The organism is Parabacteroides acidifaciens (genome assembly GCF_003363715.1).
Taxonomy (GTDB): domain Bacteria; phylum Bacteroidota; class Bacteroidia; order Bacteroidales; family Tannerellaceae; genus Parabacteroides; species Parabacteroides acidifaciens.
Genome location: NZ_QREV01000001.1, coordinates 191285 through 215520 on the forward strand (window position 1 = coordinate 191285; position 24236 = coordinate 215520).

General features: G+C 51.9%; 17 protein-coding genes. 3 read left to right on the plus strand and 14 right to left on the minus strand.

Features of this window, described 5'->3' with window-relative positions; all coding sequences use genetic code 11:
• Positions 1-8 precede the first annotated feature (8 nt).
• From DWU89_RS00775 to DWU89_RS00800, 6 genes are all read right to left on the minus strand, one after another.
• The gene (locus tag DWU89_RS00775; RefSeq protein WP_115497786.1) at positions 9-2585 is read right to left on the minus strand and encodes a family 78 glycoside hydrolase catalytic domain; all 2577 of its coding nucleotides are present in this window, start codon (positions 2583-2585) and stop codon (positions 9-11) included.
• Between the two features lie 19 nt (positions 2586-2604).
• On the minus strand, positions 2605-4353 hold the full coding sequence (locus tag DWU89_RS00780) for an alpha-L-rhamnosidase-related protein (protein ID WP_115497787.1): 1749 nt from the start codon (positions 4351-4353) through the stop codon (positions 2605-2607).
• Between the two features lie 172 nt (positions 4354-4525).
• Positions 4526-5326: a rhamnulose-1-phosphate aldolase gene (rhaD, locus tag DWU89_RS00785; protein WP_115497788.1), complete on the minus strand. Its 801-nt coding sequence runs from the start codon at positions 5324-5326 to the stop codon at positions 4526-4528.
• Positions 5327-5346: 20 nt separating this feature from the next.
• On the minus strand, positions 5347-6372 hold the full coding sequence (gene rhaT / locus DWU89_RS00790) for an L-rhamnose/proton symporter RhaT (RefSeq protein WP_115497789.1): 1026 nt from the start codon (positions 6370-6372) through the stop codon (positions 5347-5349).
• Positions 6373-6459: 87 nt separating this feature from the next.
• A complete protein-coding gene (locus DWU89_RS00795) occupies positions 6460-7716 on the minus strand; it encodes an L-rhamnose isomerase (protein WP_115497790.1) in 1257 nt (418 codons plus the stop codon).
• 10 nt (positions 7717-7726) lie between these two features.
• Positions 7727-9199 (minus strand): rhamnulokinase, encoded by a 1473-nt coding sequence (locus DWU89_RS00800; RefSeq protein ID WP_115497791.1) that lies wholly within the window; start codon positions 9197-9199, stop codon positions 7727-7729.
• 101 nt (positions 9200-9300) lie between these two features.
• Between DWU89_RS00800 and DWU89_RS00805 the strand changes: the two genes are divergently transcribed.
• On the plus strand, positions 9301-10188 hold the full coding sequence (locus tag DWU89_RS00805) for an AraC family transcriptional regulator (protein ID WP_115497815.1): 888 nt from the start codon (positions 9301-9303) through the stop codon (positions 10186-10188).
• Positions 10189-10534: 346 nt separating this feature from the next.
• On the opposite strand, the gene hisB is transcribed toward DWU89_RS00805, so the two are convergent.
• The 7 genes from hisB to DWU89_RS00840 form a co-directional block, all read right to left on the minus strand.
• A complete protein-coding gene (hisB, locus tag DWU89_RS00810; protein ID WP_115497792.1) occupies positions 10535-11662 on the minus strand; it encodes a bifunctional histidinol-phosphatase/imidazoleglycerol-phosphate dehydratase HisB in 1128 nt (375 codons plus the stop codon).
• Positions 11663-11664: 2 nt separating this feature from the next.
• The gene (hisC, locus tag DWU89_RS00815; protein WP_115497793.1) at positions 11665-12696 is read right to left on the minus strand and encodes a histidinol-phosphate transaminase; all 1032 of its coding nucleotides are present in this window, start codon (positions 12694-12696) and stop codon (positions 11665-11667) included.
• Positions 12693-13982: a histidinol dehydrogenase gene (gene hisD, locus DWU89_RS00820; RefSeq protein WP_115497794.1), complete on the minus strand. Its 1290-nt coding sequence runs from the start codon at positions 13980-13982 to the stop codon at positions 12693-12695. Before hisD ends, hisC begins: the two co-directional genes overlap by 4 nt.
• Positions 13983-13985: 3 nt before the next feature.
• Entirely contained in the window at positions 13986-14837 is an 852-nt protein-coding gene (hisG, locus tag DWU89_RS00825; RefSeq protein ID WP_115497795.1) for an ATP phosphoribosyltransferase, read from the minus strand.
• Between the two features lie 259 nt (positions 14838-15096).
• Positions 15097-17685 carry a M1 family metallopeptidase gene (locus DWU89_RS00830; protein ID WP_115497796.1) on the minus strand — a complete coding sequence of 863 codons (2589 nt, stop codon included), beginning with the start codon at positions 17683-17685 and terminating at the stop codon, positions 15097-15099.
• Between the two features lie 146 nt (positions 17686-17831).
• A complete protein-coding gene (locus DWU89_RS00835) occupies positions 17832-18287 on the minus strand; it encodes a DUF4268 domain-containing protein (RefSeq protein ID WP_115497797.1) in 456 nt (151 codons plus the stop codon).
• Positions 18287-21148, minus strand: a complete 2862-nt coding sequence (locus tag DWU89_RS00840) for a M16 family metallopeptidase (RefSeq protein WP_244205821.1) — start codon at positions 21146-21148, stop codon at positions 18287-18289. The genes DWU89_RS00835 and DWU89_RS00840 overlap by 1 nt, the downstream gene beginning before the upstream one ends.
• Positions 21149-21293: 145 nt before the next feature.
• Between DWU89_RS00840 and DWU89_RS00845 the strand changes: the two genes are divergently transcribed.
• Both DWU89_RS00845 and DWU89_RS00850 read left to right on the plus strand, forming a co-directional pair.
• Complete coding sequence (locus DWU89_RS00845) at positions 21294-22463, plus strand: mechanosensitive ion channel family protein (RefSeq protein ID WP_115497798.1); 1170 nt, start codon at positions 21294-21296, stop codon at positions 22461-22463.
• Between the two features lie 46 nt (positions 22464-22509).
• Positions 22510-23775, plus strand: coding sequence for a mechanosensitive ion channel family protein (locus DWU89_RS00850; protein ID WP_115497799.1), 1266 nt, complete (start codon positions 22510-22512; stop codon positions 23773-23775).
• Here DWU89_RS00850 and DWU89_RS00855 read toward each other — a convergent pair.
• Positions 23769-24011 carry a hypothetical protein gene (locus DWU89_RS00855; protein ID WP_147292080.1) on the minus strand — a complete coding sequence of 81 codons (243 nt, stop codon included), beginning with the start codon at positions 24009-24011 and terminating at the stop codon, positions 23769-23771. The two genes, DWU89_RS00850 and DWU89_RS00855, sit on opposite strands and share 7 nt — an antisense overlap.
• Positions 24012-24236: the final 225 nt, after the last annotated feature.

Sequence of the window (24236 nt, forward strand, 5' to 3'; positions counted from 1 at the left end):
CAGGTTAATCAGTATATGTTGACGTGCGTACCGGAACCGACCTTCTTTGTCTGGTCGCCTACCCGGATATCGGCTGTACAGCCGGAGGGTACCGTAACCGTAAGCGTCACCTTTCCTCCTTCCCGCTTCCATTCGCTGGTAATCAGCCCGCGAACAGAACGGTATTCACCTTTCGCCCAGTCCAGTCCTTCCACAAAATGAGGGGTGATCAGGATATGGCTGAATCCCGGCCCTGCGGCATCATGATTGATACCGGCAAGCTGGTTCATCATCCAAGCAGAAACATCGCCCATAAAGACATGGTTAAGGGAAGCATCCCTGAATTGCGGACTCAGCGTCCAGGTCTCGGCCAATGTCGAATAACCCATTGTTTCCACCCAATAACCCCATGAAGGCGCTTCTGTCTTCGTAACCATCTTCATGGCATCTTCCACATAGCCGTAGCGAGTCAGCATGGCCGGAACGGATTTACTGCCTAACAGGCCGAAATCGAGGAAATGATTGTTGCCACGTACAACCTCGCAAAGTTTATCTGCAACCAACTGTTCCTTGCCTTCGGGAACGATACCTAAATAGAGGGCGATGGCCTGTGCCGTCTGTGTCCCTTCCGCATAGATGCCTGTCTCCGGGTTAAAGAATTTATTATTGACCAAAGCCTTCAACTCATCCGCTTTCTGCTGGAAAGGAGTGGCATCCTTACCCAATAAGCGGGCAAAACGGGCCATCAGCGTATAATCCAGATAGTAGTAGGCTGTGGAAGTGTAGGTATTATTGGTGGTAGACTTCCAGTACACCCAGTCGCCCAATCCGAAAGTCAGGTAACCGTCTTTCTCCTTCGTCTTCAGATAATCCAGGTAGCGGAGCATGGTCGGATAGAGGTTCTCGATACTGCGTGTCTCCCCATAATAATCATACAGGGCATTCGGAATGATAAACATGGCTGCATCCCAAACCGGACCGGGCCATTCGCCGTATCCCCAACCGCTGGACGGGATAATGCCGGAGATATCGCCGGCTTCACGCTGGTTATCGATAAAGTCGTTCATCCATTTCTCATACAACGTGATCCCGTCGAAGCCCCACAAACCGAGGTCGACTGCCACATGTGCATCGGCCGTCCATCCGTTCTTCTCGCGCTGCGGGCAATCGGTCGGAATGCTGTGCAGATTACTGCGATAGGCCTCCATCGTAGCGTTCCATATCTTATTCAACAACGGGTCGGAGCAGGAGAACGAGCCGACCGGATCCACCGCCGTATGCATAAACAAACCGGTCAGGCTTTCTTTCGTCAGCTTGACAGGAGCGGAACTTTCCACTTCCACATACTGGAATCCGTGGTAGGCGAACGAAGGCATGAAGACCTCTTCCTCACCGGTTCCTTTCAGTGTGAAGACATCCATCTGGAACACTTCACCCGGTTTTACGGGATGATAATAGACATTGATATTGCCCTGTTCCAAACGGCCGTCAGCCTTCAGCAGCTCGCCGTGCTTCAATGTGATGCGTGTGCCGGGAGCTCCCTTCACCTTCAGGCGGGACAGGCCGGCAAAGTTTTTCTCGAAAGAGAATACATAGAGCTTGTCGCTGAATGCCTTCATCGAGACAGGAGACAGCTCTTCCGTAATCCGGATGCCGGGCATTTGCTGGGCTACCAACAGAGGAGCCGGAGCCTCAGTCACAACGGCCTGCGCCCATTTGGCGTCATCGAAACCGGCGGCATTCCAACCCGCCTCTTCCAGGGTGGCATCATACTTGTCACCGCTGTATATGCTGTTATACGTGTATGGGCCTGTTGCCGTACGCCAGGTTCCGTCGGTAGCGATCACATCTGTCGTTCCATCCGTATATTGGACGCGTAATTCGCAAAGCATCTCCGGACGCTGACGCCAGCGTGCCGTCTCGAAATTCCAGACGGCAACGGACTGCTCGTTGAACCAACCGTTACCCAACACCGTTGCCACAGCGTTTTCACCCGTCTTCAGCAACGGGGTGACATCGTGCGTCACATACAGGATACGTTTGTCGAAATGCGTATAACCCGGATCGAGGTAGTTTTCCCCTACCCGCTTCCCGTTCACAAAGAGATCGTAATATCCGGCGGCGGCGATGTAGACGCGGGCATCCTTTACCTCCTTATCGAGTGTAAACGATTTCCGGAACATCGGAGCCGGTTCAAATTCCTTATCATTATTGTCGGTAATCCACTGGCCCGACCAGTCGGACGGTTCGAACTTGGCAGTCTCGAAAGTAGCCGTTTCGGATGTCTGGCAGACATTCCCGCCTTTATCCCATACCGTGACATTCCAATAATAACGGGTATGCGGTGCTAACTTCATGCCGTCCGTATAGGGTTGCAGGTTGTCGGGGGAAGTACCAATCCTTATTTCCGAACGGGAGGCGAGGAAGTTGTCCTCATTTCCTTTATATTCCCAGGTAAAGCGCGGGCTTTTCGTGTCCAAACCGATCGGTTCGCGCAGGTACTCCGTACGAAGGTTAACCGGTACCGTCAACTCGTTCTTACCCTTGCAACCTAATAACGAGAGGAAGGCAAGCGAGCAAATAACTAATGTGTTTATCTTTCCCATATATCTTTATTTGATTTGATTATTGTATGATCTTTACTTCTGCCGGAGCGTCGATCCGGCTCTTTACCTGACCGTCGACACCTATCTCATGACGGATCGTAATGATGCCGTACGGAGTCGGGAAAGTACCTTCCACCCACTCCAAGTCACCCAGGTGAGGCGTAATCCGGACAGTCCGGCAACCCGGCTCCACAACCTGGACGCCCAACACATATTCACTCAGCCAGGAGGTCGGTCCGGAAGCCCAGCCATGACAAAGGCTATGACGGAAACCCTTATAGCAATAAGCGCCGTAATCGCCATGAATATCTTTCTTGCCTGCCGGAACCAATTCATCGATGCGCGAGGCATCCGGCAACCATTCCATATTGAAATCTTCCCAGAAAGTAGTCGCTCCCAGGTCGATCATCGCACCCCAATATTGGCGGATCACATCGATAGCCCCCCGGTAATCACCGGCGGCAGCCATTGCACGGAGCATATAGTAACCGTAAAAAGTGGAGAAGCCTTTCGCCCCGTTCACGGACAGGTATTTCCGGTTTGCTTCTTCCGGCTTCATCAGTCCGGCAAGCGTCAACAGGGAAGCGGCCTGCTTGGAGCCGGGGGCGTCCGGGGCAACGCCGGACTTCAGCAGCGGTTTCGTTACTTTCGATGCGGCCTTGACCATTTTCTCCATCATTGCCTGGCATTCGGAGGCAAGCGCGTTCTCTCCCAAGACTGTGCAGAGTTCGTTACCCGCCTTCATCGCCTGCACCATCAAAGCCTGCAAGCCGGCGTTTATCGCCATCGGGTTCGCATTGGAGGGCCAGTCGAGAAAACGGTTTCCGTCAAGTTTCTCCACCCCGTCTGCATCCACCTTGGAAATAAGGTGGCGGAGAAGGGCGGTCATATAGGGCTTTTGTTCTTTCAGGTAAACCAAGTCGCCATGGTAGTAATACCAGTCGCGGTGAATCAGCAGCCACCAGATCGAATAGGAACTGATGCCGTTCATCCATTCGGGCAGCGGGGTGATATCACGTATCAGGTCGAGGCTCTTCGGAACCACTTCATTGTAACCGAAGACCGTATTCACCGTCATCACTTCCGGATGCAGGTCGCCTACCCAGACCAGGCGGTCGCGTTTGATCCCGTCCCACAGGTATTCCTGCATATTCAGATGCACGGTATAAGCGCCGGTTTGCCAGATTTTATTCAGCCGCTCGTCATTGCAACGGAAAGAACCTTTATACGGAATATCGCGGAAAGTCGATATGGCGCGGACCTCCTTCAAGTGCAGCTCGGCCGAATCATCCAACAGGTCGATGCGGACAAAACGGAAACCGGAATTACCCACTTCCATGACTCCCAACCAGGGAAGGCGGATCGTAAAATCGCGCATGGCATGATCGTTAGTAGCTCCGTTTACTCCGTCAATCTCGCACATGGCTTCGCTCACCGACTCGCCGAAACGGACACGGATGGCAACCGGTTCGTGTGAAGCCGGCATCCCGGTCACAATCTGCAAGCCGCCTTGCAGTTCCTTTCCGAAATCGAGCAGGATGGCGGGGTGTTGCTTGTCGGTACTGGTCATCTTACAAATAGTACGGTTTGCGAGGTCGGACTGCCCGTTACCGGGAAGAAGCAGATGGTCCGCCCCCCGGATCAATCCGCTTTCCTGTTGCCAGACAATACGCACGGGAGGAAGATATTCACGCACACGGCTGTCGCGCTGCTGTGCGGACAACGAAACGGTAAGGAATAGAGAGATGAGAATTAACTGTATTTTCATGGTAACATTATAGTATTAAAAGATAAGGAGGTGTGTCAAAACTGTCCTGTTCCCGCGCTTGACGCGGGATCGCATTAAAACCGGCCGTCTGATTGATAAGGTCTGTTCTTTTGCGGCCCCGCGTCAAGCGCGGGGACAAGGGACTTTTGACACATCGCCTTGCAATCGTATATTACAATCCGAACGCCGGCACCAAATCATCCAGCTGCTTGTCGGTCATGCCGGCGGGTTCGTATCCGGCCATGCGGGCGCTGAAATAAATCTGGGCGGATTTGCTCAGGGTGTCGATTGCGTCGAAACATTCGATCAGGTCTTCGCCCACCGCCAGGATTCCGTGTTTTTCCCAGAATACGACATCGTGTTTCTCCAACTGCTTGATAGTGGCACGCGCCAGATCCAGTGTCCCCGGGATTTCGTACGGAACGATACCCACGCCTTTCGGAACGATGATACGGCATTCCGGGATCATGCTCCATAAAGTACGGGTGATCTTTTCCGAATCGAGGAACGGCTGGCAATGCGTCATACCGATCAGGTCGGTCGGGTGTGTATGCAAAACGACTTTATTATTCCGTCTCAATCCACGCAGATAATTGTGCATCATCAGGTGGGAAGGCAGTTCGGAGGTCGGCAAGACCAGCTGTTCGGCAATTATATCGTAGCTTTTCCCATCTTTAGCGATACGGATCAGGGAACCGTTGGCAAACGGGTCTTGCGCCACATAGCGCATCCGCTTTCCGGTTCCGGTGACATAGAAAATATCCCCTCCAAGAGCCGTCATCGCCTCTTGCAAAGGAATAGCCGGGCCTAATGCGGGCAGCGCTTTTTCGACATCGCTCATCAGGTCGGTCAAATTAACAGAGATGTTACCACCGTTGCGTTCCGCCCATCCTTTTGTCCAGAGATAGCCGGCAACTTCGGCAATACGGCCGATTTCGGCCATTAATTGTTCATTGTTTCTGATTCTTTCCATTTTACTTATTTGTACATTAATCAAACCAAATTAGGCAGCAAGAGCGAGAATATCAGGAGACACATACCGCAGATCAAAACGATGATCGTCTGCCTGCTCACTCCCTTCCATTCTTTCAGGATAATTCCCCAGACATTGCTGAAGATCACATTCAACGACATCAGGATGCTCCATGAAAAAGCCAGCATCACCGGAGAATCGGCGAAATAGCTCTTTCCCATCCCTAACCCGAAGAATTGTGAATACCATAAAACCCCTGCCAACGCGCAAAATAAGACATTATTCAGCAAAGTACCACCCGATACCGAGAAATAATCTTTCCCTGTCTTATTCCGTATATTCTGAAATATGCAGTAGGAAGCATTCGTCAGAAAGCCTCCGATCGTCACCAACAGGATAACCGGGTTCAACGCGAACAGTTCGCTTGCGCCCGACTGCTTGGCCTTTTCAAGAATAGGAGCGCCGGATTCCAGCCCCAAATTGAAACAGGCGCTCATCACACCCGCCAACAGAGCGACCAGCAACCCTTTTGTCAGGGCAAAGTCTTTCACAGCCGCCTTCTTTTCCTCTTCCGTCATATTACGGGCACGAAGGCTCCCGGCATACCCGATCACGGCAATACCGGCAAGCGTGATACACACGCCGATCAACAGGATTAACCCATCGCCATGAAAGAGGTCCGTTCCGCCGAACACCGCCGGGAAAAGGGTACCGAAGCCGGCACAGGTGCCAAGCGCGATACTCTGACCGAGCGCGACACCTAAATAGCGCATACTAAGCCCGAAAGTCAGACCGCCTATCCCCCACAGGACACCGTAGATGACAGCTCCCGTAGCCCCGCCTGCATTCCACAGTTCGGCAAGGCTGCTCCCGTCGGGAATGGCAAGCTGCGCACCTAAGAACGGGAAAACGAGCCAGGCAAAGATACCCTGCACCAGCCAGAAGCTTTCCCAACTCCAGTCCTTAACCTTATTGATCGGGACGTACGAGCTGCTCTGCCCGAAACTCCCGATCGCTATGATGATTAAACCGATGATTATTTCCATAAATAATAATTTTTCAATGTGCTAATTTGCCAATTTGCCAATAGAGGCACATTTAGCGAAGCGCCACATTGGCATATTGGCACATTATTAACGTTTGCTTGTGACTTCAGCCTCGTACTTCTCGATTTCAGCGATGTAATCTTCGCCTACAGGAACGTCGTTTTGCAGGCAGAACATATCCCATACAGCTGTCCAAGGCAGGCTTTTCAGCTCTTCCTGCAAAGCTAAGCGCTGGAAATATTTGCCTTCGGCCTCGTACTGCTGTAAAGTGGCGGACGGTTCCAAAAGTGCCTGCATAAAGGCCTTCTGTGTAGCACGGCAACCGATCACATAAGCGCCGATACGGTTGATCGTAGCATCGAAGTAGTCCAACCCGATATGCACACGGTCCAGCGCCTTGCAGCGGATGATCTCGCGTGCCAGGTCGAGCAGGTCGTCGCTCAGGATCACAACATGGTCGCTGTCCCAACGGACCGGACGGCTCACGTGCAGCATGATCTCCGGCGTAAAGAGAAGAAGCGCGGAAACCTTGTCGGCGATGCTTTCCGTCAGGTGGAAGTGTCCCGTATCGAGCGTCACGATCTTATTCTTCTTCGCACCGTAGCCCAAATAGAAATCGTATGAACCGACGGTATAGCTTTCCAGACCGATACCGAACAGCTTGGCTTCGATACAGTCTTTCATATTGGCATACTTCGTAGCAAAAATCTCATCTAAAGATTGCTCCAATATCTGGCGGTATTTCAGGCGGTTGGCAGGGACTTCCTTGCTTCCGTCGTGAATCCAGAGGTTCATTATACAAGGATCATCCTGATATTTACCCATCTCTTCACTGATCCAGCGGCAACGTTTCGTATGCTCGATCCAGAAGTTACGGATATCGTCGTCCGGGCTTGCCAGCGTCAGGTCGCCACTCTTCGGATGCGAGAAAGAGGTACTGTTGAAATCCAACTTCATCCCGTTTTCCTTCGCCCACTGCATCCAGCTTTCGAAATGGACAGGCTCCACTTCATCGCGATCGACCTTCTTACCCTGGAAGTCGCCATATATTTCATGCAGGTTCAACCGGTGCCGGCCGGCGATCAGCGACGCCGCTTTCAATACGTCGGCACGTACTTCCTCGATCGTGCGGGCACGGCCGGGATAATTACCCGTTACCTGGATACCGCCTGTCAGCGAACCGCCCTGGTTCTCGAAACCGCTCACGTCGTCCGCCTGCCAGCAATGCATCGAAAGGGAAATCTTCTGCAATTTGTCCATTGCGTCTTTTACATCTACACCAACAGCAGCATACCGTTCGGCAGCTGCATCATACGCTTGTTTGATAATGTTTTCTTTTGTCATGGCCTTATTTTTATGAGGTTACAGATTTATATTTCCTGAAAGCCTCTTCCCACTCGCCGCTGCCTTCCGGCTGGAAGACGGACGGTGAGAGGAAAGAGTTGATCATACGGCGCATCTCCCAACGGTCGGCCACCAGTCCGGCCGCCCTCGCCTGCACCATACAGTTGCCGATCGCCGTCGCCTCCGAAGGCCCTGCCACGACCGGCATATTAATTACATTCGCCGTAAATTGGTTGAGAAGATTATTCATCGAACCTCCGCCGATCACGTGCAACTTGCGGATCGGGAAAGGTGCTATTTCCGATAACAATGTCAGGACCTCCTTGTAACGGAACGCTAAGCTCTCGAAGATGCAACGGATAAACTCGTCATCTTCGGCAGGCACCGGCTGCCCCGTTTCACGGCAGTATCCGGCAATCGCCTCCGTCATGCTTGCCGGGTTGGCAAAGCGCGGATCATCGGGATTCACAAAACTGCGGAAAGGAGTCGCCCGTTCCGCCATCTTGACGATCGCCGGATAGGAATAATCGCGTCCGGCCTTCTCCCACTCTTTCCGGCATTGTTCGAGCAACCACATTCCGGTGATATTCTTCAGGAAACGGGTTGTCCCGTCTATACCGCCTTCGTTTGTGAAATTATGGCGGAAAGATTCTTCCGTGATAATCGGCTCTTCCGTCTCGATCCCCATCAGGCTCCAGGTTCCGCTACTCAGATAGGCGAACTCTTTGTCCTGTGCGGGGACAGCGGCAACAGCCGAAGCCGTGTCATGTCCGGCAACCGCCACAACGGGCACCTTGCCTATCCCGGTTTCTTTAGCGAGCGCATCGGTCAGCTCTCCCACTAATGTACCCGGCATCACCACCTCCCGCATAAGGGAAGGCGAAACACCTGCCGCCTGCAACAAAGAGGCCTCGAACTTCTTCGTCACCGGATTCAATATCTGGGAAGTGGACGCATCCGTATATTCACAGACCTTTTTGCCTGTCAACAGATAGGACAGCAGGTCGGGCATAAACAGAATCTCTTCAGCAGCCTCCAACGGGCCGAATCCCTCCTGCCCCGCGCGGAACAGTTGGAACAGGCTATTGAAGTTCATAATCTGGATACCGGTCAACCGGTACACTTCCGAACGGGGAACGCGCTGGAAATACGCTTCCGGCGCCCCGTCCGTATAAGGATCGCGGTAAGCGCGCGGCAAGCCCAGCAAAGAACCGTCTTTTGCCAGATAACCGAAGTCGACGCCCCAGGTATCGATCCCGATCGAATCGGGGACAATCTGCCGGCGCGCACAAACCATAAGGCTTTCTTTCAAAGCATCATATAGCTGATATATGTTCCAGTAATATTTTCCGTGCAATTCCATGATTGCATTGGGGAAGCGGTGGAGTTCCTGCATTTCAAATTTGCCACCTGCCAGAGTGCCAAGAACGGCACGTCCGCTGGTTGCTCCAATGTCGAAGGCTAAAAAGTTATATTTCTTCATGGTACAACAAAGTTCTTTATTTTATAATGACAAAAGTAATGGGTAAATGATTACCTTTGCTTTTGAAAATGATTTTAAACCTTTCAAATCTGACAGATGCGATGGAGAAACAAATTAGCGATCAATTAAGATATCTGGCGATAAGTGCGATGGATGAAGAATGGGGAATTGTCGTCACCACTGTCGGCTACCAGTTCATTCCCCCCAAAGGGAATTATCCTCTTTCCAAACACCCGGACAATTACAATTTCAAACCGCAGACCGGGCGCATCCTGAACGAGTACCAGCTGGTTTATATCACAAAGGGAAGCGGCTACTTCTCGTCCCAGTCCTGCAAGGAGCAGAAGATCAGCGCCGGCACCATGATCCTGCTTTTCCCCGGCGAATGGCACAGTTACTATCCGGACAGCGAAACCGGCTGGGACGAATACTGGGTCGGTTTCCGGGGCATGCACATCGACAGGCGTGTGGAAAAACGTTTCTTTACCCGCGAAGAGCCGTTGCAGCATATCGGGCTGAGTGCGACCATTGTCGGGCTGTATGAAGATATCCTGAAGTTCGCCTCGCAGGAAAAGACCGGCTATCAGGAGATGATCTCGAGTATCGTGCTCCACATAATGGGGACGGTCTATTATAAAAGGCGGAACAACTCCTTTACCAATACATATGTGGTAGATAAAATCAACGAAGCCCGCATCCTGATGAAAGAAATGGTGGAAAACCCGCTGACACCGGAGGAAATCGCTTCCCAGTTAGGGCTTGGTTACTCCTGGTTCCGCCGTATGTTCAAAGAATACACGGGTGTCTCGCCCGCCCAGTACCAGTTACAGCAAAAGCTGCTGAAAGCGAAAGAGCTGCTGACCGGCAGCAGCCTGAACATATCGGAAATAGCCTACAGCCTCAAATTCGAGAATGCCGGACAGTTCTCCACCTTCTTCAAAAAGAAAGAAGGCGTCACCCCCTCGGAGTTCCGGGAGCGGGCACACTAACGTTATCGAGCCTTTTATGTATCGAAAATGACCGTTTTTAGCCCTTATCTACGACGAGTAGGTACGACTGAAAACTCGAAAAGCGGGTGAAAACAGCGGATTTTGACCTCTGCAAAACGGCATAAAAACGCCTTTTTCGGGCAGTTAAGCCCACTTTTGTGCTGGTGAAACGGCACAAATGGGGAGTACGACAGAAAGATGGGCAAAAAAGAGAAATAAACAAAACATTAATAAATAAGCACTTACAAAAATACATCTCTTTCTTTTTAACCTGTGGGGGGCACGTGCCCCCCATTTCTGATTCCCGTCCGAAAAAAAACCGCTCCCGTCCGAAAAAAAACGGGACCTATAACATTCCCTTCGTGCTCGGGAGCTCATATTTATAGATATCGCGACGGATAGCCATTTTAATAGAGCGTGCCAGGGCTTTGAAGATTCCTTCTATCTTGTGGTGCTCATTGGCGCCTTCCGCTTTGATGTTCAGATTCATGCGGGCGGCATCACTGAGGCTTTTGAAGAAGTGGAGAAACATTTCGGTCGGCATATCCCCCACCTTCTCACGATGGAACTCGGCATCCCAGACGAGCCAGGGACGTCCCCCGAAATCGAGCGCCACACTGCACAGGCAGTCGTCCATCGGCAGGCAATAGCCATACCGTTCGATCCCCCGCTTGTCACCTAAAGCCTTCAGCAAAGCCTCTCCGAGCGCGATGGCCGTGTCTTCTATCGTATGATGTTCGTCCACCTCCAGGTCTCCTTTCACCTTAACGGTCAGGTCTATGCCGGAATGCTTGCCGATCTGGTCGAGCATGTGGTCGAAGAAGCCGAGACCGGTTACAATCTCCGTCGCGCCGCGTCCGTCCAGGTTCACTTCCACGTAGATATCCGTCTCCCTCGTCGTACGCTGGACTACGGCACGCCGTTCGCCGGCAAAAAGGTATTCGGTCACCCGGTCCCAGTCATCCGTAACCAGAACGGGGGAAATAGCGGGATTGGCAGCCAACAGTTGGCGGGCTTCGTCGTCATCGGCATGCAACCAGATGCCTTTAGCGCCCAGATTGACGGCCAACTGCATATCCGTCAGGCGGTCACCGATCACATAGCTGTTTGCCAGATCATATTCGCCGGACAGATACTTGCCCATCATTCCCGTACGGGGCTTGCGGTTCGGCGAATTGTCTTCCGGAAAAGAACGGTCGATCAGGATATCGTCGAAGCAGATGCCTTCGCCTTCAAGCGTTTTCAGCATCTTGTCGTGCGCCGGCCAGAACGTTTCTTCCGGAAAGGAAGCCGTTCCCAACCCATCCTGGTTCGTCACCATCACAAACTCGAAGTCCAACTGCTTCCGGATAAAATAGAGATTGCGGAAGACTTTCGGATAAAACTCCAACTTCTCCAAGCTATCTAACTGATAGTCCACAGGCGGCTCTATCACTAACGTGCCGTCACGGTCTATAAATAAAGCTCTTTTCATGCTTACATCTTTTTAAGGGCGTCCAGCAGGGCGTCGTTCTCGCCCGGTTTGCCGACCGTGATGCGGAGGCAACCGTTGCACATCGTCACGTTCGTCCTGTTACGCACAATAATTCCATATTTCACCAGATTCTTATAGATCGTGTCCGCATTGGTCACTTCGACCAGGATGAAGTTTGCATCCGTAGGATAGACTTTAAGGACGCAGTTCAGCTCCGGCAATGCAGCCAGCAGGCGGATACGCTCGGAAAGGATCGAACGAAGCTGGTTCTCCATGCGTTCCTGGTTTTCCAGCACATAGAGGGCGCGTTCCTGTGTCAGCAGGTTCACATTGTACGGATATTTGATCTTATTGAGAATCGCAATGATCTCGGGAGAGGCAAACGCCATTCCTAAGCGGATTCCGGCTGCTCCCCAGGCTTTCGACATGGTTTGCAGGACAATCAGGTTCGGGAACTTCTCCAACTCGGCAAGAAAAGAGGGTTCGATAGAGAAATCGACATACGCCTCGTCTATCACGACAATCCCCTGGAAAGTCTCCAACACCTTATAAAGCCGGTCGCGGCTCAGGTTGTTTCCCGTCGGGTTGTTCGGGGAACAGAGGAAGATCACCTTCACCCAGTCGTTCGCCGCTTTCAGAAGGTTGTCCGTATCCAGGTCGAACTTATCATCCAGCTTAACCTTCCGGAACTCTACGTTATTGACATTGGCCGCCACTTCATACATGCCGTAAGAGGGGTCTATACTGACAATGCTGTCGATAGACGGCTCGCAGAAAGCGCGGATGATCAGGTCGATCGGTTCATCGCTGCCATTCCCCAGGAAGATAGATTCGCGGTTCACGCCTTTGATCTCCGCAATCTTCTTCTTCAGTTCCCATTGCATCGGGTCGGGATAACGGTTGTACGGCCTGTTGAACGGATTCTCGTTCGCATCCAGGAAAACAGAGGCATTGCCCTGAAACTCATCACGTGCGGATGAATAGGGTTTCATGTTCCAGACGTTGGGTCTGACTAAGTCTTTTAAGTCTTTCATAATGTGTTCAATCTGATTGTTACTGCATTTCTGTGCGCCTCCAACTGTTCGTTGGCGGCCATTGTTTGGATCGTCCCGCCCAACTGCCGGATGCCGTCTGCCGTGATTTCCTGGAAGGTGATCTTCTTGATGAAGCTGTCCAGGTTGACACCGCTGTAAGCCTTGGCATATCCGTTGGTCGGAAGCGTGTGGTTGGTTCCGGAAGCATAGTCGCCTGCGCTTTCCGGCGTATAGGGGCCCATAAAGACACTGCCTGCGTTCTCGATCTGTCCGGCGATAGCGGCATAATCGGCGGTCTGGATAATCAGGTGTTCCGGTGCATACAGGTTCGTGAAGTCGATCACTTCCTGCCGATCCTTCAGCACGATGATACGGCTGTGGCTAAGGGACTTCTCCGTTATCTCCTTGCGGGGAAGGCGGTCCAGTTGTTCCTTTATGGCCTGCATGACGCCTTCGACAATGCTTTCGGAAGCTGTTACCAGCATGGCCTGGCTGTCTACGCCGTGTTCCGCCTGTGACAGGAAATCGGCTGCGATAAAGGCGGGGTTGGCCGATTCGTCGGCAATCACCTCCACTTCCGAAGGGCCGGCAGGCATATCGATCGCCACCTCTTTCAGGCTGACCAACTGCTTGGCTGCCGTCACATACTGGTTTCCGGGACCGAATATCTTATACACTTTCGGCACTGACTGCGTCCCGTAGGCCATCGCGGCTATCGCCTGGATACCTCCTGCCTTGAATATTTTGCTGACACCGGCCACCTTCGCGGCAAACAGGATGGCGGGATGTACCTTCCCGTCCTTGCCCGGAGGCGTACAAAGTACGATTTCCCTGCAACCGGCGATACGTGCCGGAACTGCTAACATCAAGACCGTTGAGAACAGCGGCGCCGTCCCTCCCGGAATATACAGCCCGACCTTCTCGATGGCGACCGCTTTCTGCCAGCAGGTGACACCCGGCGCCGTCTCCACCTTTTTACCGGTAAAGCGCTGTGAGGCGTGGAAGGTTTCTATGTTTTCCTTTGCCCGGCGGATGGCCTGTTTCAGGTCTTCGGCCACCAGTTCTTCGGCTTCAAGCAATTCCTGCTCCGACACCCGGAGGGATCGGAAGGTCGAAGGGTCTATCTTGTCAAACTTCTCTTCATACCGGATAACGGCTGCATCTCCTTCCCGGCGCACTTCATCCAACACCGTACGGACGGTGTCGAACAGAGCCGTCACATCCATAGCCGGCCGCTGGGCCAATGAGGCCCATTCTTCTCTTGACGGATATTTGATTACTTCCATGGCTTAGAGGATCATCTTTTCAATCGGTATGACTAATATGCCTTCGGCTCCCAATGATTTCAGCTTGCCGATGATTTCCCAGAAATGTTTCTCGGCGATCACGGACTGGACGGATACCCAGTTCTCGTCGGCAAGCGGCGTGATGGTAGGGCTCTTCATCCCCGGCAATACTTCGATGATCTCCTGCATCTTGTCTTTCGGGGCGTTCAGTAAGACGTATTTCTTACCTTCCGCCACCTGGATGGCTTCGAAGCGGAACAACAATTCATCCAGAATCGCCTGCTTTTCTTCGGACAGGTTGTTGTTAGCGATCAACAGGGCTTCGCTCTGCATGATCACTTCCACCTCTTTGAGCTGGTTGCTTACCAGCGTACTGCCGGAGCTGACGATATCGAAAATAGCATCCGCCAGGCCGATACCCGGTGCAATCTCCACCGAACCACTGATGACGTGCAAGTCTGCCTTCACTCCCTTTTCTGTCAGGTAAGCCTTCAGTATTTCGGGATACGAGGTGGCAATGGTCTTGCCCTCGAACCACTCCACGCCCCGATAGTCTTCATCCTTCGGGATGGCGAGCGAAAGGCGGCATTTACTGAATCCGAGGCGTTTGATCAACTTGGCTTCCTGCCCTTTCTCCACATACTCGTTTTCACCGACGATACCGATGTCGGACACGCCGTTTGCCACCGACTGCGGGATATCGTCATCGCGCAGGAACAGCACTTCCACCGGAAAACCTTTTGCCGACAACAGCAAAATGCGTTTTCCCCTGTTCAGTTTAATACCGGCTTCTTCCAACAGAAGCATTGTTTCATCGTAAAGACGACCTTTCGATTGTACTGCAATTCGTAACATGTTTATTTCGTTTATATATTATTGTTCGTTTCCAAAAACAAAATAAGGCTTACCGTATAACGGCAAGCCTTACTTATTTATCTTATATGTTTCTACATACCAAACAGCCCACCGAACTATTGCCCGTTGTAATGATGATGATGGTGATGCAGAACTGTTCTTTTCATTTGTTATTATTTTTACGCTGCAAAGTTACAATAATAATTGAATTAGCAAATAAAACTTACAAAAGATTACTCAAACAGGCCGTTTTTTCTACTTAATCGTGCAAACGGTAGAGATGGTCCGCCTGTTGCCTGATTTTATTCGCGAGCAGAACCGGATAATCGGGATGGGCGGCAAAGAAGTCGTCCACCTCCTTCCGCGCTTCTGTCGAGGTATGCCCTCCAAGCAACGCACTCGCCCAGTTGCGCGGGAAGAAAATATCGCCTGTACGCTGTATCTCCTGCATCGCTTCGAGAGCGGGACGGATATACGCGACCGCTTCCTGTTGACGCAGCGGACTGTTCAGGTTGGCTAAGGCGGCCGATGCCCACGGTTCGACACGGCGGTTTTCGGCGACAAGCAGGGAGGCAAACACGCTGTCGCGCACCTCCTTCCGCGGTGAGACGGAGGGCGAGATAAAGGCATACTGCCGCTTGCGGTCCGGATTCGTGATGCGCAATTGCTGGGTAGCGACAATCTCGTCCGCCTTCTCCGGCATCAGCAGGGCCAACTGGTAGGAAAGGCCGATATAGTCATTCTCGCTCAACGAACAGCCTGCCGGTGCTTTCCGGTCCTGCCAGAGTGCATACAAACGGGCGACGGCTTCCGGCGAGCGGGCGATGGAACGATACTGGCGGAATGCCTGCAAACGGTACTGGGGTTGTTCCGCCGTCGTCACGATCTGCCAAAGTACCTGTTCCAGTTTCTCCGGAGCAGACGGATACAGGCGTTGGCAGTTGCCGATATATCTCAAAGCGGCAGAGAACAACAAGCTGTTCTTCTCTCCGGGCAGATAATCCAGCATGGCATCCATGTAGCGGCCGGCAGGGATCGTCTGGTTCAACAGGTTCTCATATAAGGTAATCAACAGGGAGCCGCGCAGCACTTCATCGGGGTGAGTCTTCAAGACGGACATCAGGCCGTCGAGCTCCTCCTCTCCCACACGGAAAAAGCCGTAGCCCGTACCGTCGACATTCGGAACCCAGACGGAACTGGCAGTATAAACAACTGATTGATCAGGGCTGTTCTTTTGCGGCCCCGCGTCAAGCGCGGGGACAAGGGTTTTTGAGACATTCCCATCGGATCCTAATGAAACGGATACCCTGTCCGTACGACTATCGGTAATAACAGCGTACGTCACCACCTGCGGCCAGCGTAATCCCCGTCCCCAGGGATCGGACTGGGTGACGATCAGACTGTCTCCTTTCACCTCCGAACGGATTTCCGGCATGCCTTTCTCGTTTATCCAGACATGGCTCCAGGCTTTCAGGTCGCGGTCCGTATAGTTGTCCAGGATGGAGATCAGGCCGTCCCAGGTCGCATTGCCGTAGGCGTAGGTCTTCAGATATTCCTGTATGCCTTTCCGAAAGGCATCCTTCCCCATCATACGGATCAGCATCGCCATGACGACGGGGGATTTATCGTAAATGATATTGCCGTACATCAGCCCGGCGTCGCGCATATTCGCCAAGTCCTGCTTGACGGGGTTCGCCCCTGCCGTACGGTCTTCCGAGTAAGCGCCCGGAATATAATCGAGCATGAAATTGAGGGAATGGTTCACATCGGGGAACAACGGCTCGACCATCTGAGAGGCATAGTAATTGGCAAAGACCTCCTTTGTCCAGACGTCATTGAACCACTCCATCGTGACGAAGTCTCCGAACCACATATGCGATGTCTCGTGTGCGATCAGGGCACTGCGCGAGAGGCGTTCGTTCAACGTCGGGTTCTCGTTCAGGAACATCCGCCCATCCGTATAGAGAGTTGCTCCCGTATGTTCCATGCCGCCGAACTGGAATCCCGGAAGGATAATCAGGTCGTATTTGGCGAAGGGATACGGGATGCCGGTATAGTTCTCCTGCCATTCAAGCGCATCGAAGACTTCGGAGGCGATCTCCGGACACTGTGCCGCTTTCTTCGGATCGGTCTCACGGTGATAGATCGAGATATGCCGTCCGTCGCGCGAAAAGGTTTCCCGCGTCAGCTTCCCGGCGACAAAAGAGAAGAGATAGGTGCTGAGCGGCTCCGTCTCCCGGAAAAGAATCCGGCGGCGTCCGGCTACGGTCATCGAGTCGACTTGTTCGACCGCTCCGTTGGCGACAGCCTGCCAAGCGGCGGGAACTTCTAAGGACAGGGTGAAGAGCGACTTCATATCCGGCTGGTCAAAACAGGGGAACAGCGTGCGGGCGCGGTCGGGCACGAGCAAGGTGTACAGAAACTCGTCCCGCCGGTTGAGCGACTGGTCGTTTGCCGTAAATTCGATTGCGACGCGGTTCTCGCCTGCCGCCACCTCTCCGGCTTCGATCACGATATGCTCGTCTTTCACCGTATAAGGAGTTTGCTTGCCGTTCAGCAAGACAAATGCCACCTGCGCCGGTTCCCCGCGAAAGTCTATGATAAGCGGTTGTTTCTCCCGGAGGGTAAGCGCGATCTCCGCTTTGCCGATAACGGCTTCCTCGCGGGATTCGGGGATCGAGAAGAAGAGATGATAGCGAACATCCCCGAAATGTTCTTTCCTGTACTGCGCCAACTCACGACTGACACCCGGTTGCAACAGCACGGCATCCGGCGCGGGGCTTCCGCAAGCCGTCAATAAGCCGATAGCAGCCACAGCTATGAGTTGTTTGATATTATTTATCTTCATAATATGGTAAATTATTGCCTTAATAAGAAGTTATGTACTATCCCGTTCCCGCGCTTGACGCGGGATCGCATAGGAACAGGCTTGATCCGATATTTCATACCGACAGTTCTTTTGCGATCCCGCGTCAAGCGCGGGAACAGGGCTACTTATTCCCGTAAATATTCAGCGATGGACATAAAGTTGCGTTCCAACAGGTACATCTGGCTTGCCATAAACCCGAAGAACTCGCCCCAATCTTGACGGCGATGGAAGTCGATTCCTAACTTTGCCGTGTAGATGCGGGCGACCTGTTTGCCTGTGTCGCGCACAAAACATATATCCCATATCAACCCCTCGGGGAAATCCGTTTCCAGCGTTTCCTTATACCACGTCAGGCGTTCGAACATCTCCAACCGGGCTTCCTCGCTCCGGTGGTTTACTTCCAAAATGACAAATGCGCCTTCACGGTTGGCGTCAAATTTAAGTTCGACTCCCCTGACTTTCGTATCGTACAAGGTCCAGACCTTCTTGCGTCCTCTCAAATAGGGTTGTACTTCACAGAACGAGGCGAAACTTTCCCAAAATTCAAGTTTCAGGTTTTTGAGTTCGTCTTTACTATACATTATCTATATATGTCTTTCTTTTTTACTTTAACGATCGTACCGAATGCAGCCAGTTTCTTCATGTCGATACGCTTCTCATTCCCGGCGATCACGTAGACCACCGGACGGCCGCTGACCTGCTCCCGGTAGAAGCGGGAAATATCCTGCATGTCCATTTTGGCGACATTCTGCAAAAATGCTTCTCCCGGGTCCTGCTCGAAACCTTCCATCCTGAAGGCGGCCACTTTCTCGGAGAGGTTACGGAAGGCAGGGTATTCGTTATTGGTCTGGTTGACCAGCGTCTGCCGGATTGCATCCACCCGTTCCGGTTTCAGAGGCATCTCGCGGATCAGCGAATCCAGTACGCCCAGCGCATCCAGCGTCTTGTCTCCTTGTGTGGAAAGCATCGCCGTAAAGCTTCCGGCCGCTCCCTTATGCGCATGGCTTGGCAACTGGTAACGCCCGTTCGTCCGGTAGGCAAACGAACGGAACTCCCTTATCTCCTGGAACATCAACGACGACATATCGCCACCGAAATAGACGGAGAAAAGACGGGAGGCATGACGGGAAGCCGTGTCATCGACAGGATCGCCCTTTACATAGCTGTAGACGATGCTCTGCGTCATGTCCGGCATATTGATAAAGAAGACCGTCGGCTTGTCGTATTCCCGCAGCTCGCGCCGGTAAGGTGACTGGGAGGCTACCGTAGCCCGTTCCAGCGGGATATGCCGCCGGACTGTCTCCACCACCTTTTCGGGAGACAGCGTACCGCAGTAATGCAAGTCGCACTGTACATTCCGGACCTGGTCATAGACGGCCAGCAGGTCTTTCCCTTTCAGCTTCTTGATCTGTGAAAGCGGCAGTTTGCGCAGGTAGCGCGACTGGTCACCATATTTGACCTGCTCCAACAAAGCCGCCGCGACATTATCGCTCGATTTGAAAAAGGCTTTTTCCGTTACCTTCGCATCGTCCACGATTTGGCGCATCTTCTTATCGTCGGCTTTGGCGTGGCGGATAAAATCGCCCACCAGCTCCATTGTCTCGTCTATATGGTTGTCGAAACCGGTCACTTTCATCGTAAAAGCATCCGCCGTCGCATCAAAAGCAAGCGTACTCCCGATCGACTGCAAGCGGGTACGGAACTGCTCAAACGGCATCGACTCCGTCCCTAAGAATTGCAAGTAGTTGGCGAGTTGCATCAGGGCCGGCTGTTCCAAAGCGCCGATCCGATAGGTGATATTAAAGGTAAAGATATCATTCAGCGGATTGGGGGTTGCATAGAGCGTCACTAAAGGGGTAAGCTCCAACGTCTGCACATCCTTCTTGAAATCGATAAAACGCGGAGTCACGGATTGCGCCGGCAACTGCTCCAACTGCTTGGCATAGGAAGACGAGGCATCCGCATGGCGGGGAACGACCGGAGCGAAGGAGGGCTTCGGCAGGTTGTCCTTCGGGTATTTCCCGGTGCTCTTGGTCACACACAAATAGTTATCGCTGAAATATTTTTGAGCGACACGCACGACATCTTCTTTCGTGATCGACTCGATCCGCGCCACTTCGTTCAGATAATCATCCCAGCTCTTCCCTTGCGAGAAAAGATTCATCATGACCGTTGCACGCGAATCGATATTCTCCAAGGCGGAAGCATACTGCCGTTTCTGTTCGAGCTTCAGGCTGTTGAACACTTCATCGCTGAAATCGCCCTCTTTCACGCGGTCGATCTCATGCCAGACCATCTTCTCGGCAGAACTATAAGACTGGACAAGCAATTTGGGCATGATGGCAACCGCCAGAATCCCCGCCTCGTTCATGCTCTCGTTGATCGCGATAGCTCCCATCAGTTTGTGCTCCACCATCAGTTTGTCTAAATAGCCTGTCCCGTTGGCATTGTTCAATAAGTTGACCGCGATATTCAGCGCGACCTGGTCTTCGTGGTTGGCCGAAACGCCCCGGAACCCCAGTCCCATCGCTTTGATAAACGGGATCGGGAACCTCACTTTCATCTTCTCCCGCCCGTTAAACGGGGGCAGCATCACTTTATCCTGCTTCGGCACCTGTCCACGACGGATGCGTGAAAAAGTCTTCTCCAACACCGGCATGACCTGCTCCGTATCGAAGTCTCCGCTAAGGATCAAGGCCATATTGGAGGCGACGTAATAGTCCTCGAAAAACTTGCGCATCTCCGTCAACCGCGGGTTCTTCAGGTTCTTCGTGCTTCCGATAATCGGATAGGCGTACGGATGCGGACTGAAATAGCGGGACAAGAGCGTGTCCATCACCTGGCCGCCGATAAAGTCGCCATACATATTCTTCTCCTCATACACCGTTTCCAACTCGCTCTGGAAAAGACGGAAGACGGGATTAATCAGCCGTTCGCTGTTGATCTCCGCCCACTGGGCCATATATTGCGGGGAAAAGGTATTGAAATAAATGGTGGCATCGTATGAAGTAGCGGCATTCAAACCGGAACCGCCAAAGCGGCTGATGAGCCGGTTGAACTCGTTGGGTATCACATATTCGGATGAACGGATACTCAGCTCGTTGATTTCCTTCTGGAGGCGAATACGGGCCGAAGGGTCTTCAGTAAGCGCCAGTTCGTCATATTTCATGACAATAGAATCCAGCAAAACCTTTTCGGCCTCGTAGTCGAGCGTTCCGATACGGTCTGTTCCCTTAAACATCATATGCTCGAAATAGTGGGCGATGCCCGTATCCGGACAATCTTTCGCACCTGCCTTTACCACAACGGCACCAAAGACTTTCGGTTGGCTGTGGTCTTCATTCAGCCAAACGGTCAATCCGTTTTCCAGTTTATATTCTTTTACTTTGAGAGCGTTCAGGTCCTCTGCCCGCAATTGATAAGAACAACATGCGAATACCATCATCAATACTTTTAGTTTCACGGTCATGTTATATATTTGCAATATAATTGACAAAGATAATAATTTTAATGAGAACCAACGATAGTAGGAATTGAGGATAAACCAAAAGGATAATTAATTGTTATCCCTATAAAGCAGATACGATATGATAAACTTAGGCAGCTGGATGAATGGCATCCTGACCGGTTGGGGAATAGATCCCAAAGTTGCAAATACATTCGACGAGATAATTATTGCCGTACTGTTGGTCATGCTGGCAGTCGGAGTGGACTATCTATGCCAGGCCATCTTTGTCGGCAGCATGAAGAAACTGGCGCAACACACGCATTACCAATGGGACACGCTTCTTATCAAACGGAAGGTCGTCCACCACCTGGTCCATACGATACCGGGCATTTTGGTCTATGCCCTGCTCCCGCTCGCCTTTATCAAGGGGAAAGGACTCCTGTTGTTATCCCAGAAAATATGCGCGGTCTATATCGTGTTCGCCCTGTTGCTGGCGATCAACGGTTTCATCCTTGTCTTCCTGGACATGTACAACCTGCGGCCCGTCAGCAAGAACCGCCCGATAAAAGGCTTCATGCAGGTCTTGCAGGTGCTGGTCTTTTTCATCGGGGGAATCGTTATGATCAGTGTCCTGATCGGCAAATCGCCGGCTACCCTGCTTGCCGGCTTAGGTGCTTCGGCAGCCATCCTGATGTTGGTATTCAAAGACTCGATCCTGGGTTTTGTGGCGGGCATACAGCTTTCCGCCAATGATATGCTCCGGCCGGGCGACTGGATCACGGTGCCCGGTTCCAATGCAAACGGCATCGTACAGGAGATCACATTGAACACGGTCAAGATCCAGAACTTCGACAATACGATCTCCACCATTCCCCCCTATACACTCGTCAATGGTTCCTTCCAGAACTGGCGGGGAATGACTGAGTCGGGAGGCCGCCGCGTGATGAAATCCATCTATCTCGACCTGAACACCATCAAGTTCTGCACGCCGGAAATGCTGGACACATTCCGTAAAGAGATCCCGCTGCTTGCCGATTATAAGCCGGATGAAGGCGTCGTGCCCACCAACTCACAAGTGTTCCGCGTCTATGTGGAAAAATACCTGACCAGCCTTCCGGTTGTCAATACCGATCTGGATTTAATCATCAGCCAGTTGCAGTCGACCGAGTACGGCGTCCCGATCCAAATCTATTTCTTTTCCCGCAATAAAGTATGGAAAGAATACGAACGCATCCAGTCGGACATATTCGACCACTTCTTCGCGATGGTCCCGAAGTTCGAATTGAAAGTTTACCAGTATTCGGAATAATGCTGAATTTTTGTAGCTTTGTAGACCAAACAATAATAATTTATTTATGCACGCAATACAAGAATGGGTTAACAGTCATTTGATTGAATGGGGTATCATCAGCAGTTCGGCAACCGAGATAGACAACCTGATCGTCCTTCTGCTCATAATCCTGGCAACAGTAGCTATCGATTATATCTGCCGTTACATCTTCCTGAATATGTTCAAACGCCTGGCGAAGCGGACACGCAACCAATGGGACGACCTGATCGTTGAGCGCAAGATCATCAACAAGCTGATGCACATGATACCGGCCATACTGGTATATGCGCTGTTGCCGTTGGCCTTCCCGCCTGACGAAACGCCCAAACTTCTGGGAATCCTGCAAATGATATGCCAGATTTATATTATTGCCGTCTCCCTGCGCTTCATCAACGCGTCCCTGAATGTCGTACACGAGATATACAACCGGAAAGAGTCCCTTAAGAACAAACCGCTGAAAGGATTCATCCAACTGTTGCAGGTGGCAGTCTTCTTTATCGGCTTTATACTGATCATCAGCATCCTGATTGGGAAATCACCCACGACGCTATTTGCCGGGTTAGGTGCTTCGGCAGCCATCCTGATGTTGGTATTCAAAGACACGATCCTGGGATTCGTTGCCGGCATACAACTATCGGCCAACGACATGCTCCGTCCGGGCGACTGGATCACAATGGCTAAATACGGTGCGGACGGAACAGTTATCGAAGTGACGCTGAATGCCGTCAAAGTAAAGAATTTCGACAACACCATCACGACTATCCCGCCCTATGCCTTAGTGAGCGACGCCTTCCAGAACTGGCGCGGCATGTCCGAATCTCCCGGACGACGGATCAAGCGCTCCATCAATATCGACATGAACAGTGTTTGTTTCTGTACCCCGGAGATGCTGTCTAAATTCCGTAAAATATCTTTGCTGACAGACTATATTGATGAAAAAGAAAAAGAGCTGAAGGCATACAACGAAGAGCACCATATCGATGCTTCCATCCTGGTCAACGGACGGAGGCAGACCAATATCGGCGTCTTCCGGTCCTATCTGGTAAACTACCTGAGAAGCCTGCCCGCAGTAAGCAAAGAACTGACCTGCATGGTCCGCCAGTTGCAACCGACCGAAACAGGAATTCCCATCGAACTGTATTTCTTCTCTTCCATAAAAGAGTGGGTCTTGTACGAAGGCATCCAGGCCGACGTGTTCGACCATGTGATGGCCGTTATCCCGGAATTCGGTCTAAGCGTATTCCAGAACGTATCGGGCAGCGACCTGCGCAGCCTGAAAGTTCCTCAATAGGCATTCGGATTACCGGCAGCATCCTCACGGGTTAGTTGTGCCGTAGAGGAACGGATAACCCGGCGAACGGAGTGTCTCATACGGAATGCCTTGTACCTATGCACTTCTCCGCTATTCATGTCACAGCTGTAAAACAAAAGAAATCCAACTGTAACATAGAAGGTAGACAGCCGTGACATGAAAAGAATACGGTTGTGACGGCTCACCCGATAATCATTGGGGATAAATAAATTCATTATTTGGCAAAAGAGAGCCTGCGGCAAAGGGGGCTTATTGTAAAAAACGTATTTTTCAGGTTCGAAAGACATCCGAAATAAAACAAATATTAATCCGCTTTTTTGACCTCAAAAAGGGACTTTTTCCCCTTTTTTGAGTGTTTTTAGTCATTACGACCGTCCTCTTTGCCATCACGACCGTGCTAATGTGTAGTGCACTCGGCACCTCGCGAAGATTAGGACGGT